This is a genomic window from uncultured Thiothrix sp. (genome assembly GCF_937873765.1).
GTDB lineage: Bacteria > Pseudomonadota > Gammaproteobacteria > Thiotrichales > Thiotrichaceae > Thiolinea.
In genome coordinates this window covers 179,416-198,611 of record NZ_CALMZC010000015.1, presented here as the reverse complement: position 1 = coordinate 198,611, position 19,196 = coordinate 179,416, and the positions used below count along the sequence as shown (strand labels likewise).

The 19,196-nt window shown below is 42.9% G+C and carries 19 protein-coding genes; 14 read left to right on the top strand and 5 right to left on the bottom strand.

Features of this window, described 5'->3' with window-relative positions:
- Positions 1-2: 2 nt before the first annotated feature.
- From Q0307_RS05360 to Q0307_RS05350, 3 genes are read left to right on the top strand one after another with little or no spacing between them, the layout of a single operon-like run.
- The gene (locus Q0307_RS05360) at positions 3-3,251 is read left to right on the top strand and encodes a hypothetical protein (RefSeq protein ID WP_298657668.1); all 3,249 of its coding nucleotides are present in this window, start codon (positions 3-5) and stop codon (positions 3,249-3,251) included.
- Between the two features lie 13 nt (positions 3,252-3,264).
- The gene (locus Q0307_RS05355) at positions 3,265-3,915 is read left to right on the top strand and encodes a hypothetical protein (RefSeq protein WP_298657665.1); all 651 of its coding nucleotides are present in this window, start codon (positions 3,265-3,267) and stop codon (positions 3,913-3,915) included.
- A 4-nt stretch (positions 3,916-3,919) separates the two neighbouring features.
- On the top strand, positions 3,920-5,155 hold the full coding sequence (locus tag Q0307_RS05350) for a caspase family protein (protein ID WP_298657662.1): 1,236 nt from the start codon (positions 3,920-3,922) through the stop codon (positions 5,153-5,155).
- Positions 5,156-5,186: 31 nt separating this feature from the next.
- Here Q0307_RS05350 and Q0307_RS05345 read toward each other — a convergent pair whose 3' ends face one another.
- Together Q0307_RS05345 and Q0307_RS05340 are read right to left on the bottom strand one after the other, a co-directional pair.
- Complete coding sequence (locus Q0307_RS05345) at positions 5,187-5,381, bottom strand: hypothetical protein (RefSeq protein ID WP_298657659.1); 195 nt, start codon at positions 5,379-5,381, stop codon at positions 5,187-5,189.
- Positions 5,382-5,429: 48 nt separating this feature from the next.
- Positions 5,430-6,527, bottom strand: a complete 1,098-nt coding sequence (locus Q0307_RS05340) for an anthranilate phosphoribosyltransferase (RefSeq protein WP_298657656.1) — start codon at positions 6,525-6,527, stop codon at positions 5,430-5,432.
- A 142-nt stretch (positions 6,528-6,669) separates the two neighbouring features.
- Here Q0307_RS05340 and Q0307_RS05335 point away from each other — a divergent pair, with 142 nt between their 5' ends.
- Positions 6,670-7,107: a tetratricopeptide repeat protein gene (locus tag Q0307_RS05335; RefSeq protein ID WP_298657653.1), complete on the top strand. Its 438-nt coding sequence runs from the start codon at positions 6,670-6,672 to the stop codon at positions 7,105-7,107.
- A 3-nt stretch (positions 7,108-7,110) separates the two neighbouring features.
- Here the strand turns inward: Q0307_RS05335 and rlmKL are convergent, their stop codons facing one another.
- Positions 7,111-9,255, bottom strand: a complete 2,145-nt coding sequence (gene rlmKL / locus Q0307_RS05330; protein WP_298657650.1) for a bifunctional 23S rRNA (guanine(2069)-N(7))-methyltransferase RlmK/23S rRNA (guanine(2445)-N(2))-methyltransferase RlmL — start codon at positions 9,253-9,255, stop codon at positions 7,111-7,113.
- Between the two features lie 260 nt (positions 9,256-9,515).
- Between rlmKL and sdhC the strand changes: the two genes are divergently transcribed.
- The 10 genes from sdhC to Q0307_RS05280 all read left to right on the top strand — a co-directional run bounded on the left by sdhC (position 9,516) and on the right by Q0307_RS05280 (position 16,639).
- Entirely contained in the window at positions 9,516-9,893 is a 378-nt protein-coding gene (sdhC, locus tag Q0307_RS05325) for a succinate dehydrogenase, cytochrome b556 subunit (RefSeq protein ID WP_298657648.1), read from the top strand.
- Positions 9,894-9,911: 18 nt separating this feature from the next.
- Positions 9,912-10,292, top strand: a complete 381-nt coding sequence (sdhD, locus tag Q0307_RS05320; RefSeq protein ID WP_298657645.1) for a succinate dehydrogenase, hydrophobic membrane anchor protein — start codon at positions 9,912-9,914, stop codon at positions 10,290-10,292.
- A gap of 10 nt (positions 10,293-10,302) precedes the next feature.
- On the top strand, positions 10,303-12,090 hold the full coding sequence (sdhA, locus tag Q0307_RS05315) for a succinate dehydrogenase flavoprotein subunit (RefSeq protein WP_298657642.1): 1,788 nt from the start codon (positions 10,303-10,305) through the stop codon (positions 12,088-12,090).
- 18 nt (positions 12,091-12,108) lie between these two features.
- Positions 12,109-12,891, top strand: a complete 783-nt coding sequence (locus Q0307_RS05310; protein WP_298657639.1) for a succinate dehydrogenase iron-sulfur subunit — start codon at positions 12,109-12,111, stop codon at positions 12,889-12,891.
- 78 nt (positions 12,892-12,969) lie between these two features.
- Positions 12,970-13,203 (top strand): succinate dehydrogenase assembly factor 2, encoded by a 234-nt coding sequence (locus Q0307_RS05305; protein WP_298657636.1) that lies wholly within the window; start codon positions 12,970-12,972, stop codon positions 13,201-13,203.
- Positions 13,203-13,472 carry a succinate dehydrogenase assembly factor 2 gene (locus tag Q0307_RS05300; RefSeq protein WP_298657633.1) on the top strand — a complete coding sequence of 90 codons (270 nt, stop codon included), beginning with the start codon at positions 13,203-13,205 and terminating at the stop codon, positions 13,470-13,472. Before Q0307_RS05305 ends, Q0307_RS05300 begins: the two co-directional genes overlap by 1 nt.
- A 38-nt stretch (positions 13,473-13,510) precedes the next feature.
- On the top strand, positions 13,511-13,936 hold the full coding sequence (locus tag Q0307_RS05295) for a rhodanese-like domain-containing protein (protein WP_298657630.1): 426 nt from the start codon (positions 13,511-13,513) through the stop codon (positions 13,934-13,936).
- Between the two features lie 160 nt (positions 13,937-14,096).
- On the top strand, positions 14,097-15,749 hold the full coding sequence (locus tag Q0307_RS05290; protein ID WP_298657627.1) for an OmpA family protein: 1,653 nt from the start codon (positions 14,097-14,099) through the stop codon (positions 15,747-15,749).
- Between the two features lie 23 nt (positions 15,750-15,772).
- Positions 15,773-15,898 carry a hypothetical protein gene (locus tag Q0307_RS05285; RefSeq protein WP_298657625.1) on the top strand — a complete coding sequence of 42 codons (126 nt, stop codon included), beginning with the start codon at positions 15,773-15,775 and terminating at the stop codon, positions 15,896-15,898.
- Between the two features lie 12 nt (positions 15,899-15,910).
- Complete coding sequence (locus Q0307_RS05280) at positions 15,911-16,639, top strand: helix-hairpin-helix domain-containing protein (protein WP_298657622.1); 729 nt, start codon at positions 15,911-15,913, stop codon at positions 16,637-16,639.
- 57 nt (positions 16,640-16,696) lie between these two features.
- Here Q0307_RS05280 and pgsA read toward each other — a convergent pair whose 3' ends face one another.
- Together pgsA and uvrC are read right to left on the bottom strand one after the other, a co-directional pair.
- Complete coding sequence (gene pgsA, locus Q0307_RS05275) at positions 16,697-17,251, bottom strand: CDP-diacylglycerol--glycerol-3-phosphate 3-phosphatidyltransferase (protein WP_298657842.1); 555 nt, start codon at positions 17,249-17,251, stop codon at positions 16,697-16,699.
- A gap of 9 nt (positions 17,252-17,260) precedes the next feature.
- Positions 17,261-19,087 (bottom strand): excinuclease ABC subunit UvrC, encoded by a 1,827-nt coding sequence (gene uvrC / locus Q0307_RS05270; protein WP_298657619.1) that lies wholly within the window; start codon positions 19,085-19,087, stop codon positions 17,261-17,263.
- Positions 19,088-19,196 lie beyond the last annotated feature (109 nt).

The window sequence follows — 19,196 nt, the reverse complement described above, 5'->3', positions numbered from 1 at the left end:
CTATGTATCAATCTTTTTTAAAAATAAGTAATCAAAATCTTGAAAGCAAATTTTCTTATTACTATAAAGAGAATGATCCTGAGTTCCACTTAAAAGAGGGTGATGATAGAGTTATTATTTTACTACCAACCTCTGATAAATCTTGGTGGTATGCACAGCAATTTCAAAAAAATGAAACGGCTATACAAAACTCCCTCACTGCATCAATAGTCACTAGAAAAAGGCTATTATTTAGAAATATTAAAAATTTTTTTTCAAATCTAAATATCGAGCAAGCTCTATGGACTACTCCTTATGATCTTTTATTTTACTTAGATCAGAAGCTAGATAGCACTTATTCTTGGCGATTAAAGAGATCAGAAATTACCGGCTTACCATGGTTTTATCGTGGCTTAGTCGATGAAGTCATTACAAAGAATAATGCCTACGATCTTACCTTCTTATTTCTTAGCAAAAATCTAGCTATTTTATTTGGCACAACTGAGCAAGATTTCATCAAAAACAACTACTCTACTAAAAATAGAGTGTCATTTCTAACAAAAATTAACAGTAGTAAAAATATACATATCAACCTACAACAATACTACAAAGAAATTCCTATTTATAAAGGAGGGGTTAGCGCCCATCTACAAGAAAACGGCAGAAAAATCTCTATTGTTAATTCACATTTATCTACTGATCACTTAAATAATATTCCGACAGTACCTAAATTAAAAAAAGAAGAAGCTATCATTATTGTAAAAAAATTAATTAATCATTATTTGAGTAGCTCCTTAGCTGAAACATCGGTAGGGATAAGCTCTATTTTAACAGAAAATAGAGACTATTATGAAATTTGGTTTGAAAAAACTGCTCTAGCTAATTCTTTAATTATTCTTCCTTTTGCTGGCAAATATAGACTAGCTTACGAAGTTTTTGCAAGCCATATTGATAATGGCGAAACTTGGAGCTTTTTTATTGATGCGATTACCGGAGTCGCTTTAGGCAAACCTTGTTTACTAACTTTTTTCGCAGAACCTTCTTTTTATTATAGGTGCTCATCTAGTCTTTTAAAGTCAACTGACCCTGATGAAGAAATAACACTGACTCAGAATCCTTGTCATGATTTTACCATTTTAACTCTTAACAATGAAGAAATTAATTGGCCATTAACCGATAGTATAAATTATCATTTAGATATAAAAAACAGCCTAATTCATGCAAAATCTATCTATGATTATTTAGATAGTTATATTAATAACATTGGTTTTACCAATAATAGTCATACAGAATTAATTGTTAATTTCTTACCACAGGACTCTACCGATAAATTTAATATATCTACTAATTTCACTCCAAAATATCAAGGACGATCGAGAATTAACCTTTCTACAAGTAGAGAGTATGAAACACTCATTGATAGTGAAAATAAAACTATTACCAACTTAAGCCTTGATCCTGATGTGATTAATCATGAATTTATCCATGCTTGGATGTATAGCAAAAATCCAGATCCATTCCTTAATGGAGTTAGCTCATTACCTTTTGCTAGGGCTTGGGTTGAGGGTTATGCTAATTATTTATCTCGATCATGGGGCTTTGACATGACTCCAGAAAAATACACCAACGAATTCCCCGAGGAAAATTTAATTTGGGCGCATGGCTCATATAGGTTTGACTCATGGGCAAAAAGCTGGTGTATGCAACGCATAGAATATATACCAAATCAAGATTACTTTCCCATTCCTAATACCTATCCTAACTCAATAGAAGCAAGAACTTTAGATGAATACGAAATCGGAATGATTCTAGCACGTAGCTTTTGGAATCTACGCCAGATCTTAGGCTCTACTCTTGCAGATGCGATTATCTTAGATATTTCTGCTTACGCAACGGGTTGGATAATAAGCTTTGAACTCATTGAAGAGGCCTTATTAGATAACCTAGCAAAGAATCATGAAATTTATGCTGATCCTGGTATTTTTGAAACCTTGTTTGCTTATCGAGGTATTTTTGCAAATCAAGGTATTACTACTTTAAAATTAATTAATAGCAATATTATATTAGGCACTCCCTTAGGTTTACACTACTTAAATACTGATGGTAGTTTTGGTACTTTAATAGATCATGCAATACTTGATATTTGCATTATTGATCAATGGATTATCATACTTAAAGAAAGTCAAGATGACTTTACCGCTCAGCTTAGCATTAAGCGCTTAGATACATTTTTCTCTGATCCTCAGTTAGCAGTATTCATAACTACAGTAGACTCAACATCACAAAAACTACAAGCATATAAAACTAATAATTTTCTATACATAATTTGTACTAAACAAGTCGGAGTCTATTATTGGCAATTCGATCTAAACCTACAGCCTTCGCATTGGCCACAAATTCCACAGAATTACAGCGCAGTAAATATGAGTGATGTATGGCAACCTGTCGCTGTAGGTATTTCTAACCAATACTTATTAGCACTAATTGATCAATATCTTCGCTATCTACCTATATCAGATTTAAATGCTCGCTGGAGACAATGGGTAATTCCTGAGCTTAGAACCGGTTTGTGCTTATGTACTATTGATCAATATATTCTAGTGGGTACTGATCAAGGGGTACAAATCGTTGATTTACATTCTAATAACCTAAACCCATTAGTCTTAACCTCAAACTCTATCAACTTACAAAAATATGCTATTTTAGCACTGGCTGCTTCAAAAGAAATGCACCAGCTTACTGTTTGGGCTGGAACAGCACATGGTCTAATTAAACTCAGTCTAGAAAATAACCAAACTATTTGGAGCGCTACTCAAGTATCTGATGCAAATGCTTTATTATCTAAGTTGCATATTAATGCTTTAGATGTAGACTCAACAAAAGTTATTTTAGGAACACCTTTTCAAGGTGTATGGGAATACGAAATAGCAAGCAATGATGTAAAACCTATTTCTGAATTTAATAATCTAGCTGTTAATCGAAATACTTATTTAGAGCAAACACCAATAATAGAAGATTTACATGCAGGAAAAGTTAATCTAAAAATATTAACCTTACCAGAAGGTCAATATACACTTCACTTAGAAAATCAAGGGACTATCCTATCACTTGACAACCTCAATATATGGCAGCTTTCCACAGAAAAAGATACAGGAATTTTTTGCCAAAAGTTGCCAGTTAATGAAGTCATTCAGCTTAATACAGGATTATATTGTTTCGTGCTTGATTTAAAAAATATACAAGGTGAAATTCATTTAACTATTCTTAACTAATGGAAGCAAGAAAATGAACTTAGGTGAGCATCAAACTTCAATTTCTATGAAAACACATAGACCTCAAGTTATTTTAGAGTTTGAATTTGAATCTATAGATACTAGAATTTTAGGTAAAGTTACTATCTTAGAATTACCCACTAATTTTCTAGATACTATTGAAAATAGTGGTAAGCTGCGAGAACAAGTAGAAAAGACTAACAATCTACAATTTTGTCTTATTCAAGGAAATAACAACTCTTACCAATTAGTTATTTTAACTGACGGAGAAAATAGAATTATTAAAAAATGTGCTTTATTTGAAGATCCAGAACTAGAAATTCAAGATAACCTTATTACCTTTACTGAAAAAAATGATGCTTACTCTTTAACTGTAACTCCAAATGGATGTCGAGTTATTTTACAAGAAGCTTTAACAGGCTATCGAGAAATACTTAAAATCAATAGCTTCTTTGCAATTAAGAGTGTTGACGAATTAATGCCTAATATTTTAAATCCATCCTTAGCAATTACTGGAGATAGTATAATTGGCTATCATGTTTATCGACTTAACCCACCGAGTGGCTTTGGACCGCCAAATGGAGATTTAGCTGCTATGTGTCAAAATCTGAAAAATGACAATTCGTTATGGGCACGACTCCAACGTATATGGTTGGGATGCTAAACTCATGACAATAGAAACCCCAACCACTATCATCAATAGCGCAGCTTTAGTTATTGGTATTTCCCAGCATAGCAACACCAAATGGAATTTACCTGCGAATGTAGCCAATGATGCTCGAGACTTTTATAAACTCCTGATAGACCCCAAGTACTGTGCTTTTAAAGCAGAAAATACTCAATTATTAATTGATCAACAAGCTAGTTTAGCCAATTTGCGCCAAGCTTTTAAACAGCTTGTGCAAGCTTGTAACCAAAATACGACCGTAGTTATTTACTACAGTGGACATGGTGGGCGTTTGCAAGCAGAGGATGAAGGCTATCTTATTCCCGCCGATGTAACAGAAAATCTAGAGAGCACTGCTCTATCGAGTCATGAGTTCTCGCAATTTCTACAGACTCTTCCAGCACGGCGGGTAGTGACCATTTTAGATTGCTGCCATGCTGGCAGTATTGGTCAGCTTAAATATTTACCCACCCGTAGTTTTAAAACAGGTTTACCTGCACGGGACCTACAAACTTTAGCGGCGGGCTATGGACGCTTAATCATAGCCTCTTCTTTAGATACTGAATACTCTTTGGTCATACCAACGGATGCCAATAGCCTGTTCACAAAATATCTTTTACAAGGACTGCAAGGTGCAGCCGCAGCTTCAGATGGTTATGTGCGTATTATGGATCTATTCCATTATATTCAGCCTAAAGTAAAAGCGGATTCAAATGGAACACAAAATCCACTATTCAGAGCTTATGTAGAGGAAAACTTTGCGCTTGCCTTTCATGCCAACCAAACTAGTGATAGTAAAACTGAAAAAGCACAGACTCCCCAATACCCCTTCGATGCATTTATCAGTTATCTTAATCAAGGTCGCGATTATGACTGGGTTCTAGATGAGCTAGTTCCACTTTTGGAAAGCTCAGGATTAAAACTTACTGACTCCCACGCTATGCCTATCGCTGGAGCAACCCGTATCAGTAATATGGAAGCGGGTTTTCGTATCTCCCGCCGTATTTTGCTAGTCATGTCAGATAATTATCTACAAGACAATTCAGCGATGTTTGAAAATGTGCTGTTTCAGGATATGGGTATACATGAAGGCTCATGGCGAGTCATTCCAGTCTATTGGGAAAATTTAGATAAAAACCAAATCCCTGCACGACTAAAAATGTTATCTGGTATTGATTTAACTGACCCACGTCGTCAGGAGCGTGAAAAACAAAGGCTATTAGCAAATCTGCAATAAATACTATGCAGATTTGCTTGGTTTGCCTGTACTAATTAGCCCACTCTCTATAGGCTTCTAAATCATGACTTTTACCTGCTGCATAACCAGCCTCATAGGCTTCGTTTAAACGTTGCTCTTCACGCAGCGGATTATGCAAATAGCCATTTTGCCAGCCTTGCACAAATTCGCTATCTGTACCGGCTTGTTCCATCGCAACGACTGCTTCATAATATTGTTGATTCATTCAAAACGCCTCTCAAAACTAAGTCATGACTAAATGCTGCTAACAACTTCAAGTTCGTCGTGCAGCCTCAAAAACCTTTAAAGCTTGTCCACTATCTAATACGGCACGTACCGCTTGTGCAGCCGTTGGTAAATCGGGATAACGCTGTAACTGGCTTAAACAAATCGCGCAAGCATACACCAAACTTTCATAGGTCAAACCATGCTCACCAGCTAGAGCTGCTAAACCTAAGCGGGCTGCTTCAGCCGCTAAGGCTTCACTATCAATTAAGGTATCCTCTGCAGGCACTAATGGAGCTGGTAAGGGTACAGCCCGTGTTTCCGCAACTATTCCTAAATTCTGAGGCGCTAAATCAACTTGGTATTCCTGAGCTTGATCTTGATAAGCGAACAGACGCCCCGCCTGTTGCAAGGATGGAATCACACCACCCTCGACCCCGCGCACAAACAGAGCACTCGCAAAACCCGCTTGACGCGCTAAAGAGGCATAAATGGGTGGATAAGCTTTATGCACATAGCCCCCCATACAGTATGTTTTCCCACGTGCACGAATTGGCCCTAACATGGTTTCAACTGTGGTCAAGACTTGGCGCTTAACCATCCGTTGGCGTAAGGGTACGAGGGCATGCAGGGCTGGGGCAAAACTAGCTTGATCGATATAAGTCCAGCCGATATGTTCTAATTGCTGAGTCGCTTGTTGCGGGTTTAAATCAACCTTAAGACCGGCTGCTTTTAAAATTTTATGATGGGTAGCACCGTATTTCGGCCCTACACTATCCAAACCATGTAATACCGCTGGTAGACCTAAGCTGGCTAACACAGCAGGTACGAAGCTTGAAGCCGGAACACACCGCGCAAAGCCATCATAAGGGTCGGAAATATCCACCAACGCTTCAACGGCTGCTTGACTAATCGTGGAATGATCGATTAAAGCTTGCAGAGTGCCTCGATTCTCTTCATCGGTCTCGCGCTTCATTCGCAAGGCAATCAGGTAAATAGCGGTCTGCACCGGATCAGCGTCACCCCTTAAAATATGCTGCATTGCCTGATAGGCTTCGGTATAAGACAAATCCTTACTGTATTCAGGTCCAGTAGCGACTTTTTGAATACATTGCTTGAGGTGTAGCACTAAATTAGCTTCAGACATAGTACGAGTTTCCATAGCAAAGCAGTGTAGAAAGTGCTGCAAGTCTTAGAAATACCCCTATCGGGGTAAAGCTTTGCAACGGCGCTTATTCTAACTTAGGCTAGACGCTTTGTAGCTAGCTAACTACCGATAGGAATTTTCCATGTCTAAACTGGAATACACTGACGCTGATGCTGGCCTAGCCAGTGGCATGGCGGCTTTTGAGGCCAAACATTTCGCACGCGCTATGCAATTGCTGTACCCCTATGCTGAGCAAGGTTATGCACCCGCCCAATATCATGTGGCCATTATGTATCAAAATGGTTTAGGCATTACCCAAAGTGATGTAGCGGCTTGGAAGTGGATGCATGATGCTGCCCAACAAGGGTTTGCACTCGCTCAACACGGCTTAGGCTTTATGTACCTAGAGGGCGAATGTATTGATCAAGATAGCACCAAAGCTGCCATTTGGTTTAAGCAGGCCGCTGAACAAGGGCTAGCTGGCTCGATGTTAGCCTTGGCCGGTTTGTATGAAACTGGAAACGGGGTCACTCAAGATCCGACTGAGGCACAACGCTTATATCAACTAGCTGGTGCTTGATTACTATCTCGCTCGTAATAGCCAACAGGAGTGGATTTTCGGATCTCTTTGAAAATCCTCAGGTATTGAAGGGATACGATAGTCCTCTACCCTATAGCGTTCAGTAATCACTGGATCTAGTTTGAACTTACGAAAATTGTTAGAAAACACCAGCGTACCGTTTTTATTGAGTACACGCATAGCATGATGCAGTAACTCAACATGATCACGTTGCACATCAAAAACATCCTGCATTCGTTTTGAATTACTAAACGTGGGTGGATCTAAAAAAATTAAATCATAGGTTTGCTGACAATTGGCTAACCACTCTACTACATTAGCGCGGATCATCCGATATTTATAAGGGTTGAGTTTAAGCTGATTGAGTTGCAAGTTTTCCTCTGCCCAAGCCAAATAGGTGGCGGACAAATCCACACTATCCACTCGACTCGCCCCCCCTATTGCCGCATGCACACTCACTGCCCCAGTGTAACAGAATAAATTTAACACCGATTTGCCTTGGGCTTGTTGCTGCATCCACCAACGCATTGGGCGATGATCTAAAAATAGTCCCGTATCGAGATAATCGATCAAATTCACCTTAAAGTGTACGCCATGTTCATAGACAATTAAGCTCTGACCCCCTTGAGCTTGGCGCTCATATTGTTCTAAACCTTTTTGGCGCTTCCGCTGCTTGAGGATAATTTTCTCGGCTGGAATTTTTAACACTTCGGATAAAGTAATCAGTACTTGGTCTAAACGCTGTTGTGCTGTTTTTTCATCAATCGTCGCCGGTGGCGCATATTCTTGCACCTGTAACCAATCCGCATAGCGATCAACGGCGACTGCATATTCTGGAATATCCGCATCATAAATCCGGTAAGCATTGGTATGACCCCGCTGAATAAAGCCTTTAAGTTTGCGTAAATTCTTCTCAATGCGATTGGCAAAATCTTCAGAAATCCAATTACTTGGCTTGGCTTTTTGAAGCACTTTCTCTAAAGTCCATAGCTGATACTCATCACGTCCATTGAGGAAACGATAAGTCTTGCTATAGAACAGATCAGTATAAGCCAAGGGTGCTTCCGCAGGAGCAAATAAAGCCCCTTGGAAAGCCTCCGGCAACTGCGCACAGGCTTGTCCAAACGCAGCATATTGCGTGCGCCAATGAATGGAGTTTTGCTCGGCATCATAAGGCAACTGCGTGAGCATAAGACCTGCTTCCGCTCGAAACTCCACAAACTTAAGCTGCTTAGGTTCCTGTTGAAACCACTGAGCCGCTGGAAGCTTTACAGCCGCCCAATCAGATTGGGCAGTGGTGAGTTTTTCTCGATCTGCATCTGCACCGATAAAACGGAAACGCTCCGCTTGGGCTAAACCGGATTGTTGGCGTTCACGTGCTTCCAGCAGCAATTGGCTATATAAATCCGCATCATGTTTGAGCCAACGCTGCGCAACGGTAGCCCCTCTTAATAAAGCAGGCGCAATATCCAAAGCCATTAAAGCGGCCTCTGTAATAAACTCGCCTGAGCCACAAATGGGATCAAGGAAACAAATACTTTTAGCGTTAGATTGCAGCAAATTGTGCCAACCTGAACGAATTAACACCGCAGCCGCTAAATTTTCATGCAAGGCATAGTAAGCCTCAGGATCGCGATAACCACGTTGATGTAAGCCCTTTTGGTTAAGATCAATCCCAATACTGGCCTTGCCTTTATGTAGGTTGACCGAGACCACTAAATCCGGATTAGCACTAATACTAGGACGCTGCCCTTCGTCAGTACGCATTAAGTCAACGATCTGATCTTTAACCCATTGTGCCCCAAATTGGGTATTGCGGATGTCTTCATTTAAACCGGAAAAGCGCACTTTAAAACTGCCATCAAGGCGCAAATGCTCCTCCCAAGGAATCGTTTTAATTAACTGAACCAGTTCTGCTTGGTTTTTACCGAAGCCCTGAGCCAACTGCAAAGTAGCGCGGGAGGCTAAACGACTCCAAATTAAGGCACGATAAGCAAAAGCCAAATCACCCCAAGCTTGCACACCCGAATGTCCAATTTTAATTTGGGCTGCACCTAAGCTCAGTAACTCCTCAGCGAGTAAAGGCTCAATAAACTGAGGACAGGCAAAAAACCATTCGTATTGCTTACTAGAACTCTCAAATTGCATGGGGATGACCAAGAAATCGACGGCTTATGATTTTAACATCATTTCAGGTGTTATATGCTCTCAGTTCGGTCATCGTGATAGACTTTTCGTCTGCCAGAGTAGGCGTCTATAAAACTGGAGCAGCTAGTAACTATGTCAACAATGTTGCAGACGCACACTTGGAAAGCCTTAAGTTTCCAGCTATTATTCACCCTCTGTCAGCACACATGTCGACAATCCGAAGGCTTAAGAAAACATGTCCCAACATAGGTTCCGAGCAAATGAAAACCACCAGTAATAGACCGCTTTCTCCACATCTGCAAGTTTATAAGATGCCGCTTCCAGCTGTTTTATCCGTTCTGCATCGTGGCACTGGCATCGTGCTTTCTATCGGCAGCTTACTTGTAGTCTATTGGTTGACTGCTTTAGCAGCGGGTCCAGAGGCTTATGCTACTGCTAGTAGTATTTTAGGCTCATTCCTCGGTAAATTAGTCTTATTTGGTTGGACTTGGGCACTGTTTTATCACATGTGCAATGGCATCCGGCACTTACTTTGGGATACAGGCTATGGCTTTGATATTCCTACTACTTTCTTAAGTGGAAAAGTTGCATTAGGCGCCTCAGTCGTTTTAACCATTCTAGTATGGCTAGTTGCCTAAAGTTTTCAGGAGATTGTCATGAGTTTGGTAACACCTTTAAAGAAAGCACGTGGCTTAGGCTCAGCTAAAGCGGGTACTCACCATTTCTGGGTACAGCGGGTCACTGCAGTGGCCTTAGTCCCCTTGACCTTATGGGTTGCTTTTACAGTTGCAGCCTTGAGCGACCAAGACTATGCCACGGTTTTAACTTATTTTTCATCACCTTTTAGTGCTGCGATGTTCAGCCTATTCATTTTCGCCGCTTTTTATCATGCAGCCTTAGGCTTACAAGTCGTGATTGAAGACTACGTGCACAATGAAGGTGTAAAAATTGGCGCTTTAATTGGCATAAAACTATTTTTGGCCTTAACAGGGGCCACCAGTATTATCGCCGTGCTGCTTGCGGCGTTCGGCAACTGAGGAGCCTTGCATGTCTGAGTATAAAATTGAAAACCATACCTATGACGTCGTTGTAGTTGGGGCTGGTGGTGCTGGTTTGCGTGCTACTTTTGGTATGGCAGTAAAAGGTTTATCGACCGCATGTATTACCAAAGTGTTCCCTACCCGTAGCCATACGGTGGCAGCACAAGGTGGGATGTCCGCCGCTTTAGGGAATATGGGTCCCGATAAATGGCAGTGGCATATGTATGACACTGTAAAAGGTTCTGACTGGCTGGGCGATCAAGACGCCATTGAATATATGTGTCGTGAAGCGATTCCAGCGGTGATTGAATTAGAACATCAAGGTGTACCCTTCTCTCGTACTGAAGAAGGCCGTATCTATCAGCGTCCTTTCGGTGGAATGACCACGAACTACGGCGAAGGCATTGCCCAACGTACTTGCGCAGCGGCTGACCGCACCGGTCATGCGATTCTGCATACCCTGTACCAACAATCTTTGCGTCATGATGCAGAGTTCTATATCGAACACTTTGCCACTGACCTAATTATGGATGACCAAGGTGTTTGCCGTGGTGTGTTAGCTTGGGATTTAGCGACTGGCACTTTACGTGTGTTCCGCGCCCAAACCGTGGTACTAGCTACTGGCGGTTATGGCCGTGCTTATTTCTCTGCAACTTCTGCGCATACTTGTACAGGGGATGGTAATGGCATGGTGACTCGTGCTGGTTTACCGCTGCAAGATATGGAATTTACTCAATTCCACCCTACTGGCATTTATGGTTCAGGCTGCTTGATTACTGAAGGTGTAAGGGGTGAAGGTGGTTATCTGACCAATTCCCTCGGCGAGCGCTTTATGGAACGTTATGCGCCGAATGCGAAAGATTTGGCTTCACGCGATGTCGTTAGCCGCTCAATGACCATCGAGATTAATGAAGGTCGTGGCGTTGGTCCGAATAAAGACCACATCCATATCCACTTGGAGCATTTGGGTGCGGAAGTGATTCATGAACGCTTACCGGGTATCGCTGAGAGTGCGAAGATTTTCGCGGGTGTAGACGTTACCAAAGAACCGATTCCTGTGCTACCAACCGTTCACTACAACATGGGGGGGATTCCAACTAATTATCATGGTGAAGTCGTCACGCTGAAAGACGGCAACCCTGATAGTGTAGTACCCGGTTTAATGGCGATTGGTGAATGTGCTTGCGTATCTGTGCATGGTGCGAACCGTTTAGGTTCTAACTCGCTGCTAGATATTGTGGTTTTCGGTCGTGCAGCAGCCAATCGTTGTGCGGAAACCTTAAAAGCGGGTGCTAACCAACCGGATCTGCCAAAAGCAGGTTTAGAGAAAGCATTGAATCGCTTCAAACGTATTCATAATGCCAACGGCAAAACCACTACAGCAGAAATCCGTGACAACATGCAACACGCGATGCAAAAACATGCGGCTGTCTTCCGTACCGGTGACTCACTGCAAGAAGGCGTGGATAAAATGAACGCGATTTATGCTAGCTACAATGATGTCAAAGTGAGCGACCGTGGCTTGATCTGGAACTCTGATTTAATGGAAACCTTTGAATTAGCTAATCTTTTGGATTGTGCACAGGTTTCCGTCCAATGCGCACTAAATCGTCAAGAAAGTCGTGGTGCTCACGCTCGTGAAGATTTCCCAGAGCGCGATGATGCGAATTGGATGAAACACTCATTAGCATGGGTGAATGAGCAAGGTCAGGTCAATATTGACTATCGTCCGGTGCATACTTATACCCTCACTGATGAGGTTGAGTATATTGCACCGAAGAAGCGTACCTATTAAGAAGGGAGTATAACGAAGATGGCTGAATTTAAACTTCCTGCGAATTCGATCATTAAAGAAGGCAAAACTTGGCCGACACCCACCGGTGCTAGCCGTGTAAAAAACTTCAAGATCTATCGTTATGATCCTGATAGTGGGCAAAACCCACGGTGGGATACTTTCCCGATTGATCTAGATGATTGCGCACCGATGGTATTGGATGCGCTTCTCAAGATTAAAAACGAGATTGACCCTACGCTGACTTTCCGGCGCTCTTGCCGTGAAGGTATCTGTGGCTCTTGCGCAATGAATATCGGCGGTACGAATACCTTAGCTTGCATTAAAGCGATTGAGGATATTCCGGGTGACATTACGATTAGCCCATTGCCGCATATGGAAGTTGTGAAAGATCTGGTTCCAGATTTAACACACTTCTATGCACAATATGCCTCGATTAAGCCGTGGATGCAGACTTCAACGCCAGCACCACAAGATCGCGAGCGCTTACAATCGCCAGAAGATCGTAAAAAGCTCGACGGCTTATATGAATGTATTCTGTGTGCAAGCTGTTCAACCTCGTGCCCAAGCTATTGGTGGAATGGTGATCGTTATTTAGGTCCATCCGTTCTACTGCAGGCTTATCGCTGGGTTATTGATAGTCGTGATGAGGCCACCGGTGAGCGCTTAGATAATCTTGAAGACCCCTTCAAGCTCTATCGCTGCCATACCATCATGAACTGCACTAATACTTGCCCTAAAGGCTTAAATCCAGCGAAAGCGATTGGCGAGCTGAAAAAAATGATGGTGGAGCGCCTCTATTAAGCTCGCTTAATTAGGCTCGTTCTAGCACCCTTCTCATCGTGTGGGGGAAGGGTTTTGCAGAGAATAAAGGTGGACTGCATGAACGAACTCTCTCGCTACAAATTGCGGTGTCGGCGCGGTATGAAAGAACTCGATTTTGTACTCGAGCGTTACTTAGTCAATCATTTCCCGCAGGCTGATGTTGAAGAAATTAAGCGCTTTGATGAATTACTCGAACTTCAAGATCCTAGCCTGTTTGGGATTATTTTCCAGACAGAACCTACCCCTGAACCCTTTCAGGCCTTAGCTGCTAAAATTCGCGCCCTTTCTTAATGGGTATTTTTCATCAAAGCGAAGAACAATGGCAAGAACGTTTAGTGCGCTTACGCTGGGCTTGCCATCGCACCCAATCGGAACTCAATAGACCTTTACTCAGCTTTCTTGAGAATGTTTATCCCTCTTTAGCAATGGGTGACCAGTTTGCATTTGAACGCTTGCTAAGTGCGGCTGATAAGGATATTTTGCAGTGGTTAGCGGGCAAACAGCTCCCCAATGATTCGGGTATTGTGGCTATTCTTACACTGATGCGCTCGCCTAACTAATTATCCCAAGAACTCATTATTATGTTAGAGGAAGACTCATGGCTGAGCTGATCGACTTAACGCCTATTGCTGCTTATCAATATTTACAGGAAAATCCTGCGAACAGCGTTCTAGTCGATATACGCTCATCTATGGAGTATTTATTCGTAGGTCACCCTGTAGGATCTATTCACATTGCCTGGATTGATGAGCCTGATTGGGATGTAAATCCAAACTTCGTGAGGGATATCGAACGTTTACTAACAGTGCGCTTTAAAGGTTTAGATCCTAAAACCGAAACTGCCATTGTCTTATGTTGTCGTAGTGGCAAACGCACGCAAGATGCGGCAGCGGCTCTGCTTGCTGCGGGCTTTCAGCAAGTTTTACATGTGAATGAAGGCTTTGAAGGTGAACGCGATGAACACCAGCATCGTAGCACCCTTGGTGGTTGGCGTTTTCATGGCTTGCCTTGGGAACAATGCTAGGTTTTAGGTGACTAAATCAAAATTATCGAAAATTACAGTGCTACAATGCTACACGAATCCAAGGAAGCGGGCAGCGGGCAACTAGTTGTGACAATGGCTAACTAAAATAATGCTTCCTCGCGCTGGGATTCCACTCAAACATAAAGGAGTTATCAGGATAATGAAAGCAAAAGCGCTAGTGGTACTAGTTCTTGCTGGTGTATGGGGTCTAGCCAGTTGGTGGTGGTACGCTTGTAATATCAAAGGCTTCTGTGGTACACCCGTAGCACATGCTGAAAACGTTACCGAATCTCATGATGCAGAACCAGATGCTAATGCTGATACACATAAAGCGGCTGATACCCCTGTAGCGGCCACGACTCAATTAGCCGTCAATAGTACAAGCCCTGAACCTAAACCTGAAGCAACTACTGAGACTAGCACACCTCCCTCAACAGCAAGCACCTCTACACAAACTGAAGAAAAGCCTGCTGAACTAGCTACAGAAAATAAGGCGGAGCTGATTGAAGCCAAACCTGCTGAAACGACTGAGACAGCTAAAGCCGAAGACGTGAACAAAGTAGCAACCCCTACGGTTGAACCAGTACCAAACCCTGAACCTGTTACGACCAATGTCGATGATAGCGATAAAGATGGTGTCTCCAATGAGCTAGAGAAAAAGTTCGGTCTTGACCCTTATATGGCAGACTCGGATAAAGATGGGGTCAGTGATAAAGATGAACTAGGTGACAAACCTACAGACGCTCCCTTAGATACCGATGATGATGGCACTATTAATGCTTTAGATACCGATGATGATGATGATGGTGATTTAACCTCTAACGAAGCAGTCGATCCGAATAAAGATGGCTCAGTCGCTGATGCACGAGATAGTGATCAAGATGGCATTCCCGATTACTTAGATAAAGATAGCGGCTGGGCGACCTTAGATGATGACCATGATGGCATCAGCAATGGTGAGGAAAAAGAAGCGGGTACTAATCCTAGCCTGACCGATTCAGATGGGGATGGCGTTCCGGATAGTATTGAATTAGCCGATAAAAAAGATAGCGATGGCGATGGGATTTTAGACGCACTTGACACTGATGACGATAATGATGGTGTGATGACGGCGATGGAAAACCCTGACCCTAATAATGATGGCAAGTTTAATGATGCGTTGGATCATAATAAAAATAGCTTGCCCGATTATTTAGATGCTAAATCTTCTGGCGAAACGGTGTTACAAACTACTAGTACCGCCGAACCTAGCCCTAAAGATCCAGACATGGCAACCGATGTAGTATCTACAGAACACAGCACTGCCACTACTGAAGCTGAGGCAAAACCAGAGACAGCGACTGAAGAAGTTACCAAAGAGAAACCTACAGCAGCAACTGAAAAAACTGCGCCTAAAGAAGAGAACGCCGCAGCTAAGGCTGATGAAAAGGATAAAATTACTGTCGATTTGGAAAAGTCAACTGATAAGAAAAATGTTAGCTCTGCCCGTTTATATTTTCCTTTCCGCTCCAGTAAACCAGAGCTTGCGGATAGCACAAAAGAGTACTTTGATGATTTAATAGGCTTCTTAGCCGCCAATCCAACCGCTAAAGTGAAAATCATCGGGCATACCGACAATGTGGGTGATGCTGACATCAATGAAAAACTAGGCCTCCAACGAGCTGAGCGCATTCGCAGCTTGTTAGTGAAGCGCGGTGCACCAGCGGATCGGGTTGAAGCTAGCTCCAAAGGTGAAACAGCGCCTTGGGTGACTAATAAAACCGAGGAAGGTCGTAACAAAAACCGCCGCGTTGAAGTAAAGCCGATCAGATAATTTGGCTATGGGAGTACCGATTAATGTTCGAAAACGTTACTAGCCGTGTTGACATGAGCGATGCTAGTTTAGAACTAGCTATTATGCTAGGTGTTGCCTTTATCTTGGGCTTCTTATTCTGTTATCTACAAAGTAAATCCAATGACTAAGGGATCTGGACTGTGAACGAAACGACTAACTCCGCTTATACCTTCGGCACAGCCAGCTTTGAGATTGCTTTATTGCTCATTGGCTGTTTTTTGCTAGGCGCTTTGCTCTGTTATGTGCTGAAAAAAATAGGTTTGTGCTGCAAAAAGCCCACTAAGCCTATAGTGCTTGAAGAGCAAACAGAACTGTTAGACCCCGTCGCACAAATGCGTGCACGGATTGGGGCTAGCAACCCAGTGACCTCAAGCTATCCGCCCTCTGTTAGCGTCAACCTGTCTAAAGTGGAACAGGAAACTACTTATGAAGCTGACTTGCGTAGTCTCTTAAAAGGCCGCAGCAGTGATCACGACACTGTTGGCACAAATCACGCAGCTAACCCTAATCCCAGTACAGTCTTTCCAAGTCGGGTGACACCCTCTGCTCCACCTAAAGCCACTCAAGCGGTTGAGCCGACTATAGCGCCTATCGTTATTCCAAATGCGGATCATGTCGATGATCTGAAAAAGCTAGAAGGTATTGGTCCAAAGATTGAAAAACTTTTGAATGAAGCTGGTATTAAAAGCTATGCCAAGCTCGCTACGATGGATCGGGACACTTTAAAAGCCATTCTAGAAGCCGGTGGCAATCAATTTAAGCTACATGAACCCAAATCTTGGCCTTATCAAGCTGAATTAGCTGCTAAACAAAATTGGCAACGTTTGAAGGAATATCAAGACTTCTTAATTGCTGGGCGGAGCGCTTAAACTTAGTTTACCCAGCTCTTCAAACTTAGCTTGCAGAGCTGGAGCTAGCAGTATCCATTAGGTTTCCTTAGTCGCTACAAAAGCACTTTGCAAGTATTGCAGCATCGACACTAAAGTTAGAATCGTCGCCAGTACCAAGGCGATAATTCCTAGCTCTCGCATTGGCAAAAAGCCAAACAAGGCTTGATTATATAATAAGAAGATTAAAGCAATAATTTGGAAAGTTGTTTTGAGTTTGCCCATAAAAGCGACGGCTACTTTTCCACGTAAACCTACTTGCGCCATCCACTCACGTAAGGCAGAGATCACAATCTCACGCCCAATAATGATCATCCCCGCTAAAGTAAACCAAAGATTAGCTTCACGTTCGACAATGAGGAGCATAGCGACCGCAACAATTAGCTTATCCGCAACTGGATCAAGGAAAGCACCAAAGCGAGACTCTTGTTGCCATTTACGCGCTAAATAGCCATCCGCCCAGTCGGTTAAACCTGCAAGCCCAAAGACTAATGCTGCAGCAAATGGTGCCCAAGGTCGATCAAGATAAAAAAACAGGATCAGTAAAGGAATAAAAGCAATCCGCACCCAAGTCAGCAGGATGGGTAGGTTCATGTTTTTCAACTACCGATCTCCATTAAATTGATCGTAAATTTTTTGCGCTAAGGCCAAGCTGATTCCCGGCACTTTCGCTAATTCTTCAACACTCGCACGCTCAATCGCACGCAAACCACCAAATTGCTTTAACAAAACTTGGCGGCGTTTACTACCTAAACCATTAATGGCTTCCAAAGCAGATTGAGTACGCGCTTTTTGTCGCTTCGCGCGATGGCCCGTGATTGCAAAACGATGCGCCTCATCCCGAATTTGCTGTACTAAATGCAAGGCCGGTGAATGTTCGGGTAAAGTGAGGCGTTCAGTATTATTCTCAATAATCAAGGTTTCTAGACCGGGTTTACGCCCTTCCCCTTTCGCCACTCCCACCACATTTACATGCGTGATGGCTAAAGTCTGCAAAACATCTAAGGCTTGAGTCACTTGCCCACTACCGCCATCAATCAACAGAATATCAGGCAGTTTACCATCTTGCTCAGTCCCCCGACGAAACCGTCGCGTCAAAGCCTGATGCATCGCCGCATAATCATCACCCGCTTGAATTCCATTAATATTATAACGCCGATATTCCGATTTGAGCGGGCCTTCCATGCCAAACACTACACAGGAGGCCACTGTCGCCTCCCCCATTGTATGGCTTATGTCAAAACACTCCATCCGTGCTGGCGGTGAATCTAAACCCAAAGCCACTTGCAATGCAAATAAACGCTGGCGCATCCCTGCCTTAGAAGCAATCTGCATTTGCAAAGCTTGCTCAGCATTACGGATCGCCATTTCTACCCACTTGGTACGTTCACCGCGTTGTGGCTGGCGAATCAGTACTTTACGCTCTTGCTTGAGTGTCAGCATATCCTCTAATACTGCATGCTCTGCAGGCAGCTCTGAGACTAAAATCTCCCCCGGCACATCATGATTCAAATAATACTGCGATAAGAAGCTCTCTAAGATTTCATCTATTTTGATTTCATCATCGGGTAACTCGGGAAAGAAGTTGCGATTCCCTAAATTATGCCCATTACGAATCGTGAAAACTTGCACGCTGGCTAAACCGGCTTCAGTCGCAATGGCGACTACATCCACATTCCCACTGGTGCCAGTGACATATTGTTGCTGAGAAATATGCCGTAAACTCTCAATCAAATCACGCTGCTCGGCAGCTTTTTCAAAATTTAACTGCGCTGCTGATTTCTCCATCTTGACAACCAATTCATCAATCGCATCTTGTGTGTGTCCTTGCAGGAACTGCACGGCGTGACGAATATTATCGGCATATTCATCTTTTTCAATTAGGCCTACACAAGGCCCACTACAGCGCTTAATCTGATACTCCAAACAAGGCCTTGACCGATTCGCGAAATAACTATCCTCACATTGGCGTGCTTTGAATAAGCGCTTCATGAGATGTAAAGTCTGACTAACCGCACCCGCACTAGGATAAGGGCCAAAATATTGCCCCAGCTCTTTACGTGAACCACGATAAAATTGAATACGGGGATACTCGTGCTTAGAGATATAGATATACGGGTAGCCTTTCCCATCCTTAAGGCGAATATTGTAATGCGGTGCGTGTTGCTTGATCAGATTACTTTCCAGCAGCAAAGCTTCCGCTTCAGTGCTAGTAATCGTTACCTCCACCCGCTGAATCTGCTGCACCAGCGCATAAATGCGCGAATTTGCTACTTTCGAGCGGAAATAACTCGATACTCGATTTTTTAGGTCTTTCGCCTTACCCACATATAGAATTTCCTCATTTTTGCCCAGCATACGATAGACACCGGGTTTATGCGGCACGGTCTTGAGGAAGTCTTGGGGATCAAAAGTGCTTGGGGTTTGCATGTGGCTATTTTGCCACAAGTAAACTAGGAATGGGAAAGCTATCTAGTTTGACGGCCTCGCTAAACTTAGAGTGTAAACTGGGCTAACCCTGAGTCAGCAGTAAACTTAG

Coding starts and splice junctions, on each gene's coding strand:
- Q0307_RS05305 (WP_298657636.1), top strand. CDS start 12,970: ATGAACGAACTCTCTCGCTACAAATTGCGGTGTCGGCGCGGTATGAAA.
- rlmKL (WP_298657650.1), bottom strand. CDS start 9,255: ATGCAATTTGAGAGTTCTAGTAAGCAATACGAATGGTTTTTTGCCTGT.
- Q0307_RS05345 (WP_298657659.1), bottom strand. CDS start 5,381: ATGAATCAACAATATTATGAAGCAGTCGTTGCGATGGAACAAGCCGGT.
- Q0307_RS05355 (WP_298657665.1), top strand. CDS start 3,265: ATGAACTTAGGTGAGCATCAAACTTCAATTTCTATGAAAACACATAGA.
- Q0307_RS05310 (WP_298657639.1), top strand. CDS start 12,109: ATGGCTGAATTTAAACTTCCTGCGAATTCGATCATTAAAGAAGGCAAA.
- Q0307_RS05350 (WP_298657662.1), top strand. CDS start 3,920: ATGACAATAGAAACCCCAACCACTATCATCAATAGCGCAGCTTTAGTT.
- Q0307_RS05360 (WP_298657668.1), top strand. CDS start 3: ATGTATCAATCTTTTTTAAAAATAAGTAATCAAAATCTTGAAAGCAAA.
- pgsA (WP_298657842.1), bottom strand. CDS start 17,251: ATGAACCTACCCATCCTGCTGACTTGGGTGCGGATTGCTTTTATTCCT.
- sdhC (WP_298657648.1), top strand. CDS start 9,516: ATGAAAACCACCAGTAATAGACCGCTTTCTCCACATCTGCAAGTTTAT.
- uvrC (WP_298657619.1), bottom strand. CDS start 19,087: ATGCAAACCCCAAGCACTTTTGATCCCCAAGACTTCCTCAAGACCGTG.
- Q0307_RS05340 (WP_298657656.1), bottom strand. CDS start 6,527: ATGTCTGAAGCTAATTTAGTGCTACACCTCAAGCAATGTATTCAAAAA.
- Q0307_RS05335 (WP_298657653.1), top strand. CDS start 6,670: ATGTCTAAACTGGAATACACTGACGCTGATGCTGGCCTAGCCAGTGGC.
- Q0307_RS05285 (WP_298657625.1), top strand. CDS start 15,773: ATGTTCGAAAACGTTACTAGCCGTGTTGACATGAGCGATGCTAGTTTA.
- sdhA (WP_298657642.1), top strand. CDS start 10,303: ATGTCTGAGTATAAAATTGAAAACCATACCTATGACGTCGTTGTAGTT.
- sdhD (WP_298657645.1), top strand. CDS start 9,912: ATGAGTTTGGTAACACCTTTAAAGAAAGCACGTGGCTTAGGCTCAGCT.
- Q0307_RS05295 (WP_298657630.1), top strand. CDS start 13,511: ATGGCTGAGCTGATCGACTTAACGCCTATTGCTGCTTATCAATATTTA.
- Q0307_RS05300 (WP_298657633.1), top strand. CDS start 13,203: ATGGGTATTTTTCATCAAAGCGAAGAACAATGGCAAGAACGTTTAGTG.
- Q0307_RS05290 (WP_298657627.1), top strand. CDS start 14,097: ATGAAAGCAAAAGCGCTAGTGGTACTAGTTCTTGCTGGTGTATGGGGT.